Annotated in this window: 17 protein-coding genes; 13 read left to right on the top strand and 4 right to left on the bottom strand. The window is 73.0% G+C overall.

What is annotated here, in order from left to right:
- The first annotated feature begins 6 nt into the window (after positions 1-6).
- On the top strand, positions 7-411 hold the full coding sequence (locus tag OCS65_RS20680; protein ID WP_029542337.1) for a (deoxy)nucleoside triphosphate pyrophosphohydrolase: 405 nt from the start codon (positions 7-9) through the stop codon (positions 409-411).
- 12 nt (positions 412-423) lie between these two features.
- Here the strand turns inward: OCS65_RS20680 and OCS65_RS20675 are convergent, their stop codons facing one another.
- On the bottom strand, positions 424-591 hold the full coding sequence (locus OCS65_RS20675) for a hypothetical protein (RefSeq protein WP_006933942.1): 168 nt from the start codon (positions 589-591) through the stop codon (positions 424-426).
- Positions 592-992: 401 nt separating this feature from the next.
- Between OCS65_RS20675 and typA the strand changes: the two genes are divergently transcribed.
- The 5 genes from typA to OCS65_RS20650 all read left to right on the top strand — a co-directional run bounded on the left by typA (position 993) and on the right by OCS65_RS20650 (position 6441).
- Positions 993-2879 (top strand): translational GTPase TypA, encoded by a 1887-nt coding sequence (typA, locus tag OCS65_RS20670; protein ID WP_006933946.1) that lies wholly within the window; start codon positions 993-995, stop codon positions 2877-2879.
- A gap of 65 nt (positions 2880-2944) precedes the next feature.
- A complete protein-coding gene (locus OCS65_RS20665) occupies positions 2945-4852 on the top strand; it encodes an ABC transporter family substrate-binding protein (protein WP_065922830.1) in 1908 nt (635 codons plus the stop codon).
- Positions 4849-5742, top strand: coding sequence for an N-acetyl-1-D-myo-inositol-2-amino-2-deoxy-alpha-D-glucopyranoside deacetylase (gene mshB / locus OCS65_RS20660; protein ID WP_084648721.1), 894 nt, complete (start codon positions 4849-4851; stop codon positions 5740-5742). The genes OCS65_RS20665 and mshB overlap by 4 nt, the downstream gene beginning before the upstream one ends.
- Before the next feature lie 50 nt (positions 5743-5792).
- Positions 5793-5951 (top strand): hypothetical protein, encoded by a 159-nt coding sequence (locus OCS65_RS20655; RefSeq protein ID WP_006933951.1) that lies wholly within the window; start codon positions 5793-5795, stop codon positions 5949-5951.
- Between the two features lie 52 nt (positions 5952-6003).
- Complete coding sequence (locus tag OCS65_RS20650) at positions 6004-6441, top strand: hypothetical protein (protein ID WP_006933953.1); 438 nt, start codon at positions 6004-6006, stop codon at positions 6439-6441.
- On the opposite strand, the gene OCS65_RS20645 is transcribed toward OCS65_RS20650, so the two are convergent.
- The 3 genes from OCS65_RS20645 to OCS65_RS20635 are packed head-to-tail and all read right to left on the bottom strand — an operon-like array spanning position 6404 to position 9164.
- Positions 6404-7138 (bottom strand): uracil-DNA glycosylase, encoded by a 735-nt coding sequence (locus OCS65_RS20645; RefSeq protein WP_006933956.1) that lies wholly within the window; start codon positions 7136-7138, stop codon positions 6404-6406. The two genes, OCS65_RS20650 and OCS65_RS20645, sit on opposite strands and share 38 nt — an antisense overlap.
- Positions 7135-8688, bottom strand: a complete 1554-nt coding sequence (locus tag OCS65_RS20640; protein WP_065922829.1) for a PH domain-containing protein — start codon at positions 8686-8688, stop codon at positions 7135-7137. The genes OCS65_RS20645 and OCS65_RS20640 overlap by 4 nt, the downstream gene beginning before the upstream one ends.
- Positions 8685-9164, bottom strand: coding sequence for a PH domain-containing protein (locus tag OCS65_RS20635; RefSeq protein ID WP_044475775.1), 480 nt, complete (start codon positions 9162-9164; stop codon positions 8685-8687). Before OCS65_RS20635 ends, OCS65_RS20640 begins: the two co-directional genes overlap by 4 nt.
- Positions 9165-9338: 174 nt before the next feature.
- Between OCS65_RS20635 and OCS65_RS20630 the strand changes: the two genes are divergently transcribed.
- The 7 genes from OCS65_RS20630 to OCS65_RS20600 all read left to right on the top strand — a co-directional run bounded on the left by OCS65_RS20630 (position 9339) and on the right by OCS65_RS20600 (position 17293).
- Entirely contained in the window at positions 9339-9527 is a 189-nt protein-coding gene (locus OCS65_RS20630; RefSeq protein ID WP_006933961.1) for a hypothetical protein, read from the top strand.
- Between the two features lie 60 nt (positions 9528-9587).
- The gene (locus tag OCS65_RS20625) at positions 9588-12221 is read left to right on the top strand and encodes a bifunctional FO biosynthesis protein CofGH (protein ID WP_029542348.1); all 2634 of its coding nucleotides are present in this window, start codon (positions 9588-9590) and stop codon (positions 12219-12221) included.
- Positions 12218-12919 (top strand): hypothetical protein, encoded by a 702-nt coding sequence (locus tag OCS65_RS20620; protein ID WP_044475772.1) that lies wholly within the window; start codon positions 12218-12220, stop codon positions 12917-12919. Before OCS65_RS20625 ends, OCS65_RS20620 begins: the two co-directional genes overlap by 4 nt.
- Before the next feature lie 129 nt (positions 12920-13048).
- Positions 13049-13372 (top strand): ferredoxin, encoded by a 324-nt coding sequence (gene fdxA / locus OCS65_RS20615; RefSeq protein ID WP_006933964.1) that lies wholly within the window; start codon positions 13049-13051, stop codon positions 13370-13372.
- A 35-nt stretch (positions 13373-13407) separates the two neighbouring features.
- Positions 13408-14493 (top strand): succinyldiaminopimelate transaminase, encoded by a 1086-nt coding sequence (gene dapC / locus OCS65_RS20610; protein WP_043799291.1) that lies wholly within the window; start codon positions 13408-13410, stop codon positions 14491-14493.
- A 143-nt stretch (positions 14494-14636) separates the two neighbouring features.
- Positions 14637-16277 carry an L-glutamate gamma-semialdehyde dehydrogenase gene (gene pruA, locus OCS65_RS20605; protein ID WP_006933968.1) on the top strand — a complete coding sequence of 547 codons (1641 nt, stop codon included), beginning with the start codon at positions 14637-14639 and terminating at the stop codon, positions 16275-16277.
- Complete coding sequence (locus OCS65_RS20600) at positions 16274-17293, top strand: proline dehydrogenase family protein (protein WP_006933970.1); 1020 nt, start codon at positions 16274-16276, stop codon at positions 17291-17293. Before pruA ends, OCS65_RS20600 begins: the two co-directional genes overlap by 4 nt.
- The last annotated feature ends 3 nt before the right edge of the window (positions 17294-17296 follow it).

Here is a 17296-nt window from a genome sequence, read left to right as displayed (position 1 = left end):
CCGCACATGAGTGCAACGACGGGCCGGGCGGACGAGGTAGTGGCCGGGGCGATCTTCCGCGACGGCCGGCTGTTGCTGGCCCAGCGCATCGGGCCGCCGGAGCTCGCGGGGCTGTGGGAGCTGCCGGGCGGCAAGGCCGAGCCGGGGGAGTCCGCCGAGGCGGCGCTGCGCCGGGAGCTGCGCGAGGAACTGGGCGTGGAGGTCGCCGGTGCGCAGCGGGTCGGGGTCGGGGTGCCGCTGGACGGCGGCCGGGTGCTGCGTGCCTACCGGGTGGAGCTGCTCTCCGGGGAACCGCGGCCGCTCGAACACGCGGCGCTGTGCTGGGTGGACGCCGACGAGCTGGAGCAGATCGACCTGGTGCCGAACGACCGGCTGTGGCTGCCGGAGCTGCGCGCGCACCTCGGGCGCTGACGGGGCGGCCGGTCAGGCGGCGCGGGCCTTCTTCAGGCGCTTCGCGAGTTCCTTCCCGCCGAGGCCCTCGTGCTCGAGCCTCTTCATCCGCATGATCACCACGGGGCAGCGCACACAGCGGGTCTTCTTGCGGCAGCACTTCTTCTTGGGCTCGAGCTGCGCGACCCTGCTCGCCTTCACCTTGCCCATCCGTGTCGCCGGCCTTTCGTCGGTGGGTCCCGGACCACAGCACTGGGCCCCTGGTCACATCAATTGGAAGGTTAGCATGCCCTAACAAAGGCGGAGGCGCCCGGCGAGCCGGTTTCGGCGGCCCGCAGCCGCCGGCGGGTTCGCCGAACAGTGCGCCGGGACGTGGCGAACGTCACGCTCCGGCCCGCGAACTGGTGAATCAGCCGTCGGCGGGCGCGAGGTACCACGTCCGGCCTGTACTGTATTGGAGGCCGCAGTGCCTGTGCGGGCCGTTCGCGGCCGCGAACGGGTGACTCGCATTCGCGACGCGGCCACCGCAAGAACGCCGTACGGGCGAGGTGCCGTCTGGGTCCAGTGCCGTGTGGCCGGACAACAGCCAGGAGAGCCATCGCGTGAGCACCGCCAGTTTCCGCAACGTCGCCATCGTCGCGCACGTCGACCACGGAAAGACCACCCTCGTCGACGCCATGCTGCGCCAGTCGGGCGCCTTCGCCGAGCGCGCGGAACTCGTCGACCGGGTCATGGACTCCGGTGACCTCGAGCGCGAGAAGGGCATCACCATTCTCGCGAAGAACACCGCCGTGCACCGGTACAACGGCGACGGCACCGTCACCGTCATCAACGTGATCGACACCCCCGGTCACGCCGACTTCGGTGGCGAGGTCGAGCGCGGCCTGTCCATGGTCGACGGCGTCGTCCTGCTCGTCGACGCATCCGAGGGCCCGCTGCCGCAGACCCGCTTCGTGCTGCGCAAGGCGCTCTCCGCGTCGCTGCCGGTGCTGCTGGTGGTCAACAAGACCGACCGCCCCGACGCCCGCATCGCCGAGGTCGTCGAGGAGACCCACGACCTGCTGCTCGACCTCGCCTCCGACCTCGACGACGAGGCCTCCGAGGCCGCCGAGCAGCTGCTGGACCTGCCGGTCCTGTACGCCTCCGGGCGCGAGGGCAAGGCGTCGACGGAACAGCCCGAGAACGGACAGGCGCCCTCCGCCGAGAACCTCGACGCGCTGTTCGACGTCCTCATGAAGTACATCCCCGCCCCCAAGGGCGATCCGGCCGCACCGCTGCAGGCCCACGTCACCAACCTCGACGCCTCCGAGTTCCTCGGCCGCCTGGCGCTGCTGCGCATCCACAACGGCGAGCTGCGCAAGGGCCAGACCGTCGCGTGGATGCACGCCGACGGCGTGAAGAACGTGAAGATCACCGAGCTGCTCCAGACCATCGGTGTCGAGCGCCGGCCCGGTGACGTCGCCGTCGCCGGCGACATCGTCGCCGTCGCCGGTATCCCGGACATCATGATCGGCGACACCCTTGCCGACGTGGACAACCCGGTCGCCCTGCCGCGCATCACGGTCGACGAGCCGGCCATCTCGGTGGTCATCGGCACCAACACGTCGCCGCTCGTCGGCCGCGTGCAGGGCCACAAGCTGACCGCGCGCATGGTCAAGTCCCGTCTCGACTCGGAGCTGGTCGGCAACGTGTCGCTGCGCGTGCTCGACATCGGCCGCCCCGACGCCTGGGAGGTGCAGGGCCGCGGCGAGCTGGCGCTGGCCATCCTCGTCGAGCAGATGCGCCGCGAGGGCTTCGAGCTCACCGTCGGCAAGCCGCAGGTGGTCACCCGGCAGGTCGACGGCAAGGTGCACGAGCCCTACGAGGAACTCACCATCGACAGCCCCGAGGAACACCTCGGCGCGATCACCCAGCTGCTCGCGGCCCGCAAGGGCAAGATGGTGCAGATGTCCAACCACGCCGCCGGATGGGTGCGCATGGAGTTCATCGTCCCGTCGCGCGGCCTCATCGGGTTCCGCACCGACTTCCTCACCGAGACCCGTGGCACGGGCATCGCCAACGCCGTTTTCCACGGCTACGCCCCGTGGGCCGGGGAGATCCGCGCGCGGCACACCGGCTCGCTGGTCTCCGACCGCTCGGGCTCGGTCACGCCGTTCGCCATGATCCAGCTCGGCGACCGCGGCACCTTCTTCGTGGAGCCGGGCAGCGACACCTACGAGGGCCATGTCGTGGGCATCAACCCGCGCGCCGAGGATCTCGACATCAACGTCACCCGCGAGAAGAAGCTCACCAACATGCGCTCCTCCACGGCCGACGTGATGGAGACCCTCGCGAAGCCGATCACCCTGAGCCTCGAGGAGGCCATGGAGTTCTGTGCGTCCGACGAGTGCGTCGAGGTCACCCCGGAGATCCTCCGCGTCCGCAAGGTGCACCTGTCGGCCACCGACCGGGCCCGCGCCCGCTCGCGGGAGAAGGCTCGCAACAAGTAGTCGCGGCAGTGGTGGTCCCGGCGCAGCCGGGACCACCGCCGCATCCCGGAGGGAAGGGAGGCCGGATGCGCAGGATCGCCGGGATCACCGCGGTCGCCGCGGTGCTGGGGTTGACGGCGTGCACCGCCGATCCGCCGCCGCCGATCGAGCAGACCGAGCCCACCCGGATCCCCACCCCGGTTCCCCAGCTCAACACCGTCGTGGTGGCCGTCGACGACGTGGGCGCCGGGCTCAACCCGCACCTGCTCGCCGACCAGTCGCCCGTCGGCAACACCGTCGCCGGGATGGTGCTGCCGAGCGCGTTCCGGCCCGTGCCCGACCCCGCGCGGCCCGGCGCCTCCGCCTGGGTGCTCGACGAGTCCGTCCTCGCATCGGCCGAGGTCACCTCGCAGGCCCCGTTCACCATCACCTATCAGGTGCGCGACGAGGCGCAGTGGTCCGACAGCGCGCCCATCGCCGCCGAGGACTTCCGGTACCTGTGGCAGCAGATGATCACCCAGCCCGGTGTGGTCGATCCCGCCGGATACCGCCTCATCGAGGACGTCGGATCCTCCGGCGGCGGCAAGACCGTCACCGTCACGCTGCGCGAGCCCTACCCGGCGTGGCGGGAACTGTTCATCCACCTGCTGCCGGCTCACCTCGTCAAGGACACTCCGGGCGGTTTCACCACGAGCCTCGCCGAATCGATCCCGGTGTCCGGCGGGCAGTTCCATGTCAAGTCCGTCGACCGCGGCCGCGGCGAGATCCTGCTCGAACGCAACGATCGCTTCTGGGGCACGCCGGCCCGGCCCGACCGGATCCTGTTGCGCCGCGGCGGAACCGACGCGCAGCTCGCCGAGTCCATTCGCACCGGCGACGCGCAGGTCGCGCAGATGCACGGTGGGGGATCCGCGCTGCTCGCCCAGCTCGGCGCGATCCCGCAGGTGCGCACCGGCACCCAGCTGCAGCCCCGCGTCCTCGAGCTGACCCTCAACGGCCGCACGACCGAGTTCGCCGATCCGCGCGTGCGCCGGGCCGTCCTCGGGCTTCTCGACCCGGACCTGCTGGCCACCGTCGCGGCCGGCACGGAATCGGCCGTCGTCGCGGCCCGCGCGCAGGTGCTCGCCCCGTCCGATCCCGGCTATTCGCCGACGATGCCGCCGCGGCCCGGCCGCGAGGAGTCCCTCGCGCTCCTCGCCGGGGCCGGGTATGTACCGGCCGGCCCGGCGACGATCGACGCAACCGGCACCCCGGCGCCCGAGACCGCGACCACGGGTCTGCTCGCCCAGGGCGGCGTGCCGCTCACCCTCGTGCTGGGCGTGCCGGAGAACTCGCCGGTGGCCGACGCCGTCGCCCGCACCGCCGCGGACCAGCTGCGTGGGGCCGGCGTCGCCGCCACCGTGACGACGTTGCCGCCGGACGAGCTCTACGGCGACGCCCTCGTCGAGGGGACCGTGCATGCGGTGGTCGGCTGGACGCGCGCCGGAGGCGACCCCGCCACCGCTGCGCTGTCCCGATTCGGTTGCCCCCCAGTGCTTCCCGAGCAGGGCCCCGGCTCCGTCGAGCCGGCTCCCGCACCCACCCCGACGCCGGAGCCCGCCCCCGGCGGTGACGCCGAGTCCGTTCCGGACGGTGACGCCGAGTCCGTTCCGGACGGTGACGCCGGGCCGGTTCCCGACGGTGACGCCGGGCCGGTTCCCGACGACGAGATCGAGGCCGCCGAGGCGCAACTCGCCGCACCGAGCAACGTGTCCGGGGTGTGCGACCCCACCCTCGACCCGGAACTCGCCGGGGCCCTGCGCGGCGCCGGCGACGTGCCCGCCGTCCTGGCCGGGGCGCAGCCGAAGCTGTGGGACCTCGCCGTCACCCTGCCGATCGTGCAGGACCGCACCGTGATCGCCGCGGGACCCGGCGTCGAGGGCGTGACGCTGGCCGGCTCGATCCCTGCCGGTTCCCTGTCCGACGCGCAGAACTGGTGGAGGACCACACCGTGACCGATCGGAACGCCCCCGCGCCGAAACGCCTGCTGCTGGTGCACGCCCATCCCGACGACGAATCCATCACCACGGGCGGCACCATCGCCCGCTACGCCGCCGAGGGCGCCGAGGTCACCGTCGTGACGTGCACCCTCGGGGAGGAGGGCGAGGTCGTCGGCGACGAATGGGCGCAGCTCACCGCCGACCGGGCCGATCAGCTCGGTGGCTATCGCATCCACGAGCTCGGCCGGGCGCTGGCCGCCCTCGGCGTGCCCGCGCCCCGCTTCCTCGGCGGCGCCGGGCATTGGCGCGACTCCGGGATGGCCGGCACCCCGTCGGCCGCGAACCCGCGGGCCTGGGTGAACGCCGACCGCGACGAGGCGGTGGCCGCACTCGTCGCGGTGATCCGGGAACTGCGCCCGCACGTGGTGGTCACCTACGACCCCGTGGGCGGTTACGGCCACCCCGACCACATCCGGGTGCATTACGTCGTGACCGCAGCGGTCGAGGCTGCGGGGACCGGCGCCTACCCGCACGCCGGCGCACCGTGGGATCCGGCGAAGCTGTACTGGACCGTCACCGAGGCGAGCGCCCTGCATCGCGGCATCGCGGAGATGACCGGCCTGCCCGACGGGTGGCAGCGTCCCGGCCCCGACGACCTGCCGTGCGTGCCCGACGAACAGGTCACCACCGTGGTCGACGTCGCCGGCGTGCTCGACGCCAAGCGGGCGGCCCTGGCGGCGCACGCGACCCAGGTCGTCGTCGCGCCCGGCGGAGCACAGTTCGCCCTGTCCAACCTCGTCGCGCAGCCCGTGCTGGAGCAGGAGCACTACGTGCTCGTCCGGGGCGACCGCGGCGACGTCGACGGCTCCGGCCGGGAGCGTGACCTCTTCGCCGGGCTGAGTTAGTGTGACCACGAGCACCGGACAGGTGATCGTGGTCACACGAGAGGGTCCTGATGTACAACTGGTCCGTCCAGAACCAGATCGTCGCATTCGTCGATTCGCTGCGTCCCTACGCGGACCAGATCAACGCCGCCTACTACCAGGCGCTCTACGGATTCGCGGACCAGGCCAGCCACGTGCTGACGCTCATGGGCTACCCGCCGGTGCCGTGATCGGCCGGGACCCGGTGACCACCCACCCGCGCCGGTGGCGCACTATCGAACGATGACGGTCGATCCCGCCACCACAGCCACCGAAGCTCCCGCCCCGCCGGCGCCGAAGCCGCGGCCGGGCATCGTCGCGCTGCTGACCTTCGACGGCTTCCTCTGCGCGCTGCTGTCCGTGTTCTTCCTCGGCCTGTACATCGGCACGGTGCCGTTCCCGATCACGATCGTGCTGGCCGGCGCGGCGAACATGCTCCTGGTGATGGCGATGCGTGCCGAGACCGGGTCCGCCTCGCGCGCGGCGTGGCCGCTGCTGGCGTGGATCGTCGGCTTCGTGGTGTGCCTGGCCGGCGGTCCCGGCGGCGATCAGCTCCTCGTCGCCGACTGGCGGACCCTGCTGCTGCCGGTCGGTGCGCTCGCCCCCGCAGGGTTGCACCTGTTCGTCGCCCGCATGGCCGCGCTCACGAGCGCAGTCCGGCAGCCCGCGCCGCGTCCGTGAGCACGGCGGTGAGCATGGCCGGGGTGAGCCGGCCGGTGAACGTGTTCTGCTGGCTCACGTGATAGCAACCGAACACGTGTAGCGGCCTGCGGTCCGCAGCGTCGCCGCGCGGCCGCAGTTCCACCGCCGTGCCGTGCCCGAATCCGGGGCGGGGACGCGGCACGGCCCAGCCGGCGTCGTCGAGCACCGGGAGCAGCGCCCGCCATCCGAAGCCGCCGAGCACCACGACCGAGCGCAACGTCGGCGCCAGCAGCTGTAGCTCCGCGTCGAGCCAGGTGCGGCACGTGTCCCGCTCCTGCGGCGTCGGCCGGTTGGCCGGCGGCGCGCAGTGCACCGGCGACGTGACGCGGGTGCCGAACAGTTCGAGGCCGTCGCCGCGGTGCGTCGCGGTGGGCTGCGACGCCAGGCCCGCCGCGTGCAGCGCGGCGTACAGGAAGTCGCCCGAGCGGTCGCCGGTGAACATCCGGCCGGTCCGGTTGCCGCCGTGCGCGGCCGGGGCCAGGCCCACGATCAGCAGGGACGCATCCGCCGGTCCGAACCCGGGCACGGGACGCGCCCAGTACTCCTCGTCGCGGTATGCGGCACGCTTCTCGCGGCCCACCTGCTCCCGCCACGCGACCAGTCGCGGGCAAGCCCGGCACTCGATCAGGCGCGCGTCGAGCGCGGCCAGGTCCGGGGGCCGATCGATCGGGTTCATCGGCGCACCCATCCGTCGCCGGCCCCGGGAGTGACCGCCTCGACCAGCGCCCACGCCTGCTCCGCGGGGAGGTCCACCACCGCGTAGCGGCCCGTACCGGCCGGGGTCGCGGCGACGACCGTCGCCACCCCGGCGCGGCGCTGGAAGAACGTCTGCCGCACCGTCCAGCCGATGATGCCGTCCGCCTCGAGCGAGACGCGGCGCCGATCCAGCGACCCGCCGCGGGTGATCAGCCACGCCGTCGCGTCCTGCGGCCCCGCCCCCAGCACGGCATGCCCCAGGCTGCGGTAGCGATCCCACGCCAGCCCCACCGCCGCCACCGTGACGGCCGCGACCGCCGGACCCCATGCCGCCACCGGGACCGTGCGGCCGGTGACCGCGACCGCCGTCGCACCGGCGGCGACGGCCAGCGCCACGGGACTCAGCGCCCGGGTGAACCGTCGCCGCCGCGCCGCCGGCCCGTGCGGCCGCAGCGGGGCGTCGAGCTGCCGCGTGTCGCGCAGTACCGCTGCCGCGACCCGTCGCGCCTCGGCGGAGGGCGCGGGCGGCAGCAGCAGCGACGACTCGCCGTGCTCGGCGGCGACGCCGGTCATCACCGCGTCCAGGCGGGCCCCGCCGGCCAGGCGCAGCGCAAGCGGCTCGCGAAGGCTCACGCCGCGCAGGCGGCGCCGGTCCAGGGTGGTGTGCCGGTGCCGCAGCAGGCCGTGCCCGACCCGCAGCATCCGCCCGTCGTCGGTGACCGACAGGTCCGCGTACAGCAGCACGTACCGCACGCACGCCGCCAGGCTCGCCACCACGCCCAGGACGAGCAGGCCGAGCACGGCGGCGACGAACGGGCCGGCGGCCTCGATCGACGACAGCCCGCGCTCGACGGTGGCCGACTCGCCGAGCCGCTCGGCGATCCCGTACTGGAAGGCCAGTCCCACCACCGCCGCGACGGTGACCAGCCCCGTGGTCGAGAACGGGGCGTAGCGCACCCAGCCCGGCTGGAACCGGGCGATCGCGGTTTCGGCCGGGGCGGCCGCCCCGGCCGCCTCGTCCGGCGCTCCCGGGTGCGTGCTGAGCAGGGCGGCGCGCAGCGCCGGCACGGCACCGACCGCCAGGCCGTTCAGCTCGAACCGGTTGCGGTCGCGTCCGGCGCCGGTCCGCTGGCCGGTCCCGATCCGCACCACCGCCAGCCCGAACAGCCGGTGCAGCAGGCGCTGTTCGACGTCCACGGACCGGATGCGGCTGCGCGGCACCGACAGCAGCTGGCGCTGCAGCAGGCCCCGGCGCAGCTCCACGTGCACCGGTCCGATCCGGTAGGTCGTGGTGAACCAGCGCAGCATGCCGATCACCACCAGCAGCGCGGCCACCGCCAGGCCCCAGCCGTGATTGCCGCTGCTGCTGCCGAGCAGCACCGACGCCACCAGCACCGGCAGCAGCCGCAGTACCTCCTCGACGGGGTGGATCAGCAGCATCCGCGGATCCAGCCGCAACCACGGCTGCTCGGCCTCGGCGGCGAGGGCGGGGGCGTCCTCCCGCTCCGGCGGCACGGGTACGTCGCTCACGTGGCATCGGCCTGGCTGCTGCCGGCGATCGCGGTGAGCCGGGCGGCGGTGGCGTCGGCGACCCCGACGTCGAGAGCGGTGATCTCCACGGCGCCCGCGGACGAGGCGGTGGTGACGGTGACGGTGGCGAGGCCGAGCCATCGTTCGATCGGGCCGCGCTCCGTGTCGACCGTCTGGATCCGGGAGATCGGCGCGATCCGGCGTTCCTGGGTGAGCCACCCCGAGCGCGTGTACACGGCGGTGTCGGTGATCTCCCAGCGGTGCACCCGGTACCGCCACAGCGGCATCACGGCCACGTGCGCGACGGCGAGAACCGCGGTGGCGACGCCGGCGGCGACGTGCCAACCCGGGTGCCGGCCGGAGTCGACTATCGCCCACACCACCTGCGCGGCCACGACCGGCACCCACAGCAGTGCGGCGCTCACCGCCCACAGCAGCCGCGCCCTCGGGCTGGGGCGCCACGCCGGATCGGCCATCGTCACCGGCGGCGGGGCGGCCCTGCCGGCTGCCGGGGGCGGCGGGGGGTCGTCCCGGTTCACGCGGTTCTCCTCGTCGGTGGTGTCCAGTCGGTTCCAGGCTAAGCTGATCGGGCGAGCAAACCCGGCAATGCCGCGACCGGGTTCGGAGTCGACACGAGGAGGAGGACCGCCGTGACCGAATCATCGGAGACCACCGAATACACGGAACTGCCCGAGGCCGATCGGATCGAGCAGGAGATGCCGGCCGAGGACGAACCGGCCGACGACGAGGTGACCTCGGTGCCGCTCGAGGTGGAGCCCGCGGACGTTCTCGAGCAGAGCCGGGTCGTCCCGGGAGACGAGGACTATCCCCGCGAGTGAGTTCGCCGGGGACGTGCCCCCGAGGTGGCATGGGTACGGCGGGTGGCGCATGATCGGCGAATGACCGATTCGACCCACGACGGTGCCACGCCCGCGATGTTGCCCCTGCCCTCGGTCCGCGCCGGCGCGGCCGGGCCCGCGTCGTCCGCGGCGGATCCTGTGCGGGTTTCGCCGTCGGGCATGCGGCGGGCGTTGCGGCGCGCGCGGGACGGGGCGACGCTCAACGTCGACGAGGCCGCGATCCTGCTCGCCGCCCGGGGATCGGATCTCGAGGACCTGTGTGCCTCGGCCGCCCGGGTGCGCGACGCCGGTCTGCTCGCGGCGGGCCGGCCGGGCACGGTCACCTATTCCCGCAAGGTGTTCGTCCCCATCACCCGGCTGTGCCGGGACCGCTGCCACTACTGCACGTTCGTGACCGTGCCGGGCAAGCTGCGCGCCGCCGGGCAGGGGATGTATCTCGAGCCCGACGAGATCCTGGACATCGCCCGGCGTGGAGCCGAACTGGGTTGCAAGGAAGCGCTTTTCACGCTCGGTGACCGGCCCGAGGAGCGCTGGCCGGAGGCGCGGCAGTGGCTCGACGAGCGGGGCTACGACTCGACCCTCGACTACGTGCGCGCGATGGCGATCCGGGTACTCGAGGAGACCGGGCTGCTGCCGCACCTGAACCCCGGGGTGATGAGCTGGGCCGAGATGTCCCGTCTCAAGCCGGTGGCCCCGTCGATGGGCATGATGCTCGAGACCACGTCGACCCGGTTGTTCACCGAGCAGGGGGAGTGCCACTACGGCAGCCCCGACAAGGACCCGGCGGTGCGGCTGCGGGTGCTCACCGACGCGGGCCGGCTGTCGGTGCCGTTCACGACCGGCATCCTCGTCGGCATCGGCGAGACGCTCACCGAGCGCGCCGAATCCATCGCGGCAATCCGCAAGCAGCACAAGGCGTTCGGACATATCCAGGAAGTGATCGTGCAGAACTTCCGGGCGAAGGACGACACCGCGATGCGCGACGTGGACGACGCCGGACTCGACGAGTTCCGGGCCGCGATCGCCGTGGCCCGGCTCGTGCTCGGCCCGTCCATGCGCATCCAGGCGCCGCCGAACCTCGTCGCCGCCGACGAGTGCCGCGCGCTGCTCGCCGCGGGCGTCGACGACTGGGGCGGGGTCTCACCGCTGACCCCGGACCACGTCAACCCGGAACGGCCGTGGCCGAACCTGGACGCGCTCGCACGGATCAGCGCCGACGCCGGGTTCACCCTCACCGAGCGGATCGCGGCCCAGCCGCAGTACGTGCTGGCCGGGCAGCCGTGGATCGACCCGCGGATCGCCGCCCACGTGCGCGCGCTGGCGGACCCGGCGACCGGTCTGGCCCGGGACGTGACCCCGCAGGGGCAGCCGTGGCAGGAGCCCGACCTCGATTGGGAGTCCAGCGGCCGCGTGGATCTGAACTCCGAGATCGACGTGACCGGGCGCAACACCGAGTACCGCTCCGACCTCGGCAGCGCGTTCGGCGACTGGGACACCGTGCGCGAGCAGGTCCTCGCACTCGGCGCGAATGCCCCGGTGCGGTTGGACGGGGACGTGCTCTCGGCGCTGCGCGCCGCGGAGAAGGACCCCGCCGGTTGTACCGACGCCCAGTACGTCGCCCTCGCGCACGCCGACGGGCCCGGCCTCGAGGCGGTCGTCGCCCTGGCCGACCAGCTGCGCCGGGACACGGTCGGCGACGACGTCACGTACGTGATCAACCGGAACATCAACTTCACCAACATCTGCTACACCGGCTGCCGGTTCTGCGCGTTCGCGCAGCGCAAGGGCGACGCCGACGCGTTCACCCTGTCCACCGCGGAGGTCGCGGACCGGGCGTGGGAGGCGCACGTCGCCGGTGCCACCGAGGTGTGTATGCAGGGCGGCATCGACCCGGAACTGCCCGTCACCGGCTACGCCGACCTGGTCCGCGCGGTCAAGGAGCGGGTGCCGTCGATGCACGTGCACGCCTTCTCCCCGATGGAGATCGCCAACGGCGTCTCCCGCAGCGGCGTGTCCGTCCGCGACTGGCTGACCGAGTTGCGTGAGGCCGGCCTCGACACGATCCCCGGCACCGCCGCGGAGATCCTCGACGACGAGGTCCGCTGGGTGCTCACCAAGGGCAAGCTGCCCACCGCGGAGTGGATCGAGGTGGTCACCACCGCACACGAGGTGGGGCTGCGGTCCAGCTCGACGATGATGTACGGCCACGTCGACCAGCCGCACCACTGGGTGGGGCACCTGAACGTGCTGCGTGGGATCCAGGACCGCACCGGCGGCTTCACGGAGTTCGTGCTGCTGCCGTTCGTGCACCAGTCGTCGCCGCTGTACCTGGCCGGCGCGTCGCGGCCCGGTCCGACGTTGCGCGACAACCGCGCCGCGCACGCGCTGGCGCGGATCATGCTGCACGGCCGGATCGACAACATCCAGACCAGCTGGGTCAAGCTCGGTGTCGCCGGCACGCAGGCGATGCTGCAGGGCGGCGCCAACGACCTCGGCGGCACCCTGATGGAGGAGACGATCTCCCGGATGGCGGGTTCCCAGCACGGCTCGGAGAAGACCGTGGCGGAACTCGTGGCGATCGCCGAGGGCATCGGTCGCCCGGCCCGTCAGCGGAGCACCGCCTACGCGCCGCTCGCTGTCGACGGGGGCGCCCTCAGCGGGGCCGGCCGGTGAGCCCCAGGCTGGGCGACGGGGTCGTCGTGGCGGCCCTGGACGCGACCGCCGCGGGCGTCGGGCCGCTGTTCGACCTGGCGTACCTCGACCCGTTCGGTCTCAAGGCCCGCACGTTCGTGCCCACGGTGCGGGAGCGGACCCCGGTCGAGCAGGTGCTCGACGCGGCCGCGGCCGTGCTCGACGCCGGTCGCGTGCCGGGCACGGCGGCGTGGGCGGCCGCGTCGGAACAGGAGCGGGTGAACTGGTGGGTCGGCGGGCTCGGCTCGGTCTCGACGCTGCCCGTCGCGTTCCCCGGCATGCTCGGGGTGGTGGGCCGGATGCTGCCGCTGCAGGACGCGCTCGGCTTCGTGAACCAGGCGGTCGTGCTGCTCGCCGTCGCCCGGGAACGCGGAATCCACGACCGCGACCGCCAGGTGCGGATGCTCGCGGCCGTGCTGTGCCGCCGCGACCTCCTCGGCACGGGCGAAACCGGGACACCGCTGTCGTGGGTGCGGCGTCCGGTGCGGTCGACGATCGACCTGGTCCGCGCGGTGAACGCGGAACTCGCGCGGCGTCCGCAGCCGTCGGGCGCGTGGCGCGCGCTCGGCGTGCTGCCGCTGGTGGGGGCACTGGCCGGATACGTCGGCGAGCGGTCCGCCCTGTCCCGGGCCGCCGCGGACGGGCAGCAGTGGCTGGGCGCCCAGCCGGGGCCCATCTAGTCAGGGCACCCTAACTCGGAGGGGTGTCCCCGCGGCGGGGGATACTGGACGTCGACGGACGCGGAGCGCGCCCCGATTCGGCGTGACCGTGCAGGTGGGCGGGCGACCAGAGAGGCAGGGAGAACACCAGTGACGTACACGATTGCGGAACCGTGCGTGGACGTGTTGGACAAGGCGTGCATCGAGGAATGCCCGGTCGACTGCATCTACGAGGGCGGTCGCATGCTGTACATCCATCCGGACGAGTGCGTGGACTGCGGTGCCTGCGAGCCGGTGTGCCCCGTCGAGGCGATCTTCTACGAGGACGACGTGCCGGACGAGTGGAGCGCGTACGTCAAGGCCAACGTCGACTTCTTCGACGATCTCGGATCCCCGGGTGGCGCCGCCAAGCTCGGCAAGGTCGACTACGACCCGCCGTTCGTCAAGGCCCTGCCGCCCATGGGCGAGGAATAGTGATCGGCGGTACCGTGACGCGCACTCGTCGTTCGGTGGCCGCGAGCCTGCCGGACTTTCCGTGGGACTCGCTGACCGGCGCGAAGGAGAAGGCGGCCGCGCACCCCGGCGGCATCGTCAATCTCTCGGTCGGCACCCCCGTCGACCCCGTCGCCCCGGTCATCCGTGAGGCGCTGCTCGCCGTCGCGGAGGAATCCGGGTATCCGACCACCCACGGCACGGAAGCGCTGCGCGCTGCCGCGGTCGGGGCGCTGGCCCGACGCTACGGCGTCACCGGCATCGACGCGTCCGCGATCCTGCCGGCCATCGGCACCAAGGAGATGATCGCGTGGCTGCCGAGCCTCCTCGGCCTCGGCGGCAGCGACCTGGTGGTGATCCCCGAGCTGGCGTACCCGACGTACGAGGTGGGAGCGCTGCTCGCCGGCACGCGGATCATTCGTGCCGACGGCCTCAACCGCCTGGGACCCGAGGGCGCGGCGCTGGTGTTCGTGAACTCGCCGTCGAACCCGACGGGCAAGGTGCTCGGCCTCGAACACCTGCGCAAGGTGGTGGACTGGGCGCGCAGCCGGGACGCGATCGTCGTCTCCGACGAGTGCTACCTGGGCCTGACCTGGGAGGGTGAGGCACTGTCCATCCTGCACCCGAGCGTGTGCGACGGCGACCACACGAACCTGCTCGCGGTGCACTCGCTGTCGAAGACGTCGAACCTGGCCAGCTACCGCGCCGGCTTCGTCACCGGCGACGCCGAACTCGTCGCGGACCTGCTCGAGGTGCGTAAGCACGCCGGCATGATGGTGCCGCTGCCGATCCAGTCGGCGATGACCGTCGCGCTGAACGACGACGAACACGAGAACGCGCAGCGCGAGCTGTACCGCAAGCGCCGCGAGGTGCTGCTCGCAGCCGTCCGCGGTGCCGGGTTCACGGTGGATCACTCCGAAGCCGGCCTGTACCTGTGGGCGAGCCGCGGCGAGGAGTGCCGCGCGACGGTGGACTGGTTCGCCGAACGCGGGATCCTCGTGGCCCCGGGCGAGTTCTACGGTCCCGGCGGCGTCCAGCACGTGCGGATCGCGCTGACGGCCTCGGACGAGAGGATCGCGGCCGCCGCGCAGCGGCTGATGTGATGCGCGCGCACCGGCTGATGTGATGTGCGCGCACCGGCTGACGTGATGCGCGCGCGGCGGCGCGCGGCGGAAGCGACGCTGCCCGAGCAGGATTGCCGTATGCGACGCCGTGTTCGGCGCTACCCTGGGCCCAGGGAGGCCCCATGGACGCCGTCACTGCAGTTCCTGCGCCGGCCAACGAGCCGGTCCACACCTACGCTCCCGGCAGCCCGGAGCGGGAGCGTCTGACCGCCAAGCTGAAGGAGCTGGCGGCCGAACCGGTGGACGTCTCGCACGTCATCGGCGGCGAGCACGTGCACGGTGAGGGCGATCGCTTCGACATCGTGCAGCCCCACAACCATCACGCGGTGCTCGGCACCCTGCGCAACGCCACCCCGGCGGAGGCGACGGCGGCCGTCGAGGCGGCGACGGCCGCGGCCCCCGCGTGGCGGGAGATGTCGTTCGACGCCCGCGCGGCCGTGCTGCTGCGGGCCGCCGACCTGCTGGCCGGGCCGTGGCGGGAGACGATCGCGGCCGCCACCATGCTGGGCCAGTCCAAGTCGGTGCAGCAGGCGGAGATCGACGCGCCGTGCGAACTGGTCGACTTCTGGCGATTCAACGTGCACTTCGCCCGGGCGCTGCTCGCCGACCAGCCGTATTCGTCGCCGGGTGTGTGGAACCGGATGGACTACCGGCCGCTCGAGGGGTTCGTGTACGCGATCACCCCGTTCAACTTCACGGCGATCGCCGGGAACCTGCCCACCGCTCCGGCGCTGCTGGGCAACACCGTGGTGTGGAAGCCCGCACCGACGCAGTCCCTGTCGGCGTACTGGACGATGCGCCTGCTCGAGGCGGCGGGGATGCCGCCGGGCGTGATCAATCTGATCACCGGGGACGGCCGGGTCGCGTCGGAGGTGCTCCTGCGCGATCCGCGGCTGGCCGGTATCCACTTCACCGGGTCGACCCGGACGTTCCAGCACCTGTGGCGGGAGGTCGGGGCCAACATCGACGGCTACCGCACGTATCCGCGGCTGGTGGGGGAGACCGGCGGCAAGGACTTCGTCCTCGCGCACCCGTCGGCCGATCCGGGCGTGCTGTCCACGGCCCTGATCCGGGGGGCCTTCGAATATCAGGGGCAGAAGTGCTCGGCGGCGTCGCGGGCGTTCCTGCCCCGCTCCCTGTGGCGGCGCATGCGCACCGAGTTCCTCGACGAGGTCGAGAGCCTGACCTACGGCGACGTGACCGACCTGTCGAACTTCGGCGGCGCCCTGATCGACCGGACCGCCTACGAGAAGGTCGTCGGCGCCCTCGAGCGGGCCCGCGACCGCGAGTCGATCGAGATCGCCGTCGGCGGCGGGTACGACCAGTGGGTCGGCTGGTTCGTGCGGCCCACCGTCCTGCTCACCGACGATCCGGGTGACGAGTCGATGTGCACGGAGTACTTCGGTCCGGTGCTGAGTGTGCACGTCTACGACGACGCGGAGCCGGACGCGTGGCGGCGGGTGCTCGACCTCGTCGACCGCGGCGCCCCCTACGCGCTCACCGGCTCGGTGATCGCCGAGGACCGCGCGGCCGTCGAGGAGGCCACCGCCGCGCTGCGGTTCGCGGCCGGCAACTTCTACGTCAACGACAAACCCACGGGCGCGGTGGTGGGGCAGCAACCCTTCGGCGGCGGCCGGGCGTCCGGCACCGACGACAAGGCGGGCTCGCCGCTGAACCTGCTGCGCTGGGTGTCGGCGCGGACGATCAAGGAGACGTTCGTGCCACCGACGGACTACCGGTACCCGCACATGAAGGGCGGGTGAGGTCCGTGGTCGCCTCGGAACCGCTGCCGTCGCCGCCCGTGACGTCGCGGGCGCTGCCGCGGCTGGCGTCGAACCCGCTGCGGCCGGTGATCCTCGCGGCCGCGAAGTCGCCCCGCGTCCGGGCGCTGGTCACCACGGCGCCGCCGACACGCCGGCTCGTCGACCGGTTCGTCGCCGGGGACACCCGCCCCGACGCGCTGGCGGCCACGAAGGCCCTGCTCGGCACCGGACGGGCGGTGAGCATCGACCACCTCGGGGAGGACACCACCGATCTCGCGCAGGCCCGGGCGATCGTCGCCGAATACGAGGCGCTGATCGCCGACCTGGCTCCGCTGGTCGAGCGCGATGCGCCGATGCCGGCGGTGGAGGTGTCGGTCAAGCTCACCGCGCTCGGCCTGGCCCTCGGCGCCGAGGGCCCCGGCATCGCGCTCGGGCACGCCCGGCAGATCTGCGCGGCCGCCGCCGCGGCGGGGGTGTGGGTCACCGTCGACGCCGAGGACCACACCACCACCGACGCCACCCTGTCGATCGTGCGGCGGCTGCGCGAGGACTTCCCCTGGGTCGGTGCCGTGCTGCAGGCCTACCTGCGCCGCACCGAGGCGGACTGCCGCGACCTGTCCGGCCCGGGCTCGCGGGTGCGGCTGTGCAAGGGCGCCTACCGCGAACCGGCGTCGGTGGCGTACCAGGATTCCGCCGAGGTGGACGCCTCGTACCTGCGGTGCCTGCGGGTGCTCATGGCCGGGCAGGGCTATCCGATGGTGGCCTCGCACGACCCGGCGATCGTGGCGGCCGTGGGCCCGCTCGCCGCCGAGCACGCCCGCGGCCCGGACGGATTCGAGCATCAGATGCTGTACGGGATCCGCGACCTCGAACAGCGCCGGCTCGCCGGCGCCGGGCTACGCATGCGGGTGTACGTCCCCTACGGGGCCCAGTGGTACGGGTACCTGATGCGGCGGCTCGCGGAGCGGCCGTCGAACCTGCGGTTCTTCCTGCGCTCGGTGGTGTCACGGGATTGAACG

Origin of the sequence: Rhodococcus aetherivorans (assembly GCF_025722975.1) — a bacterium.
Taxonomy (GTDB): Bacteria; Actinomycetota; Actinomycetes; order Mycobacteriales; family Mycobacteriaceae; genus Rhodococcus; species Rhodococcus aetherivorans.
This window is presented reverse-complemented; position numbering and strand designations above follow the sequence as displayed.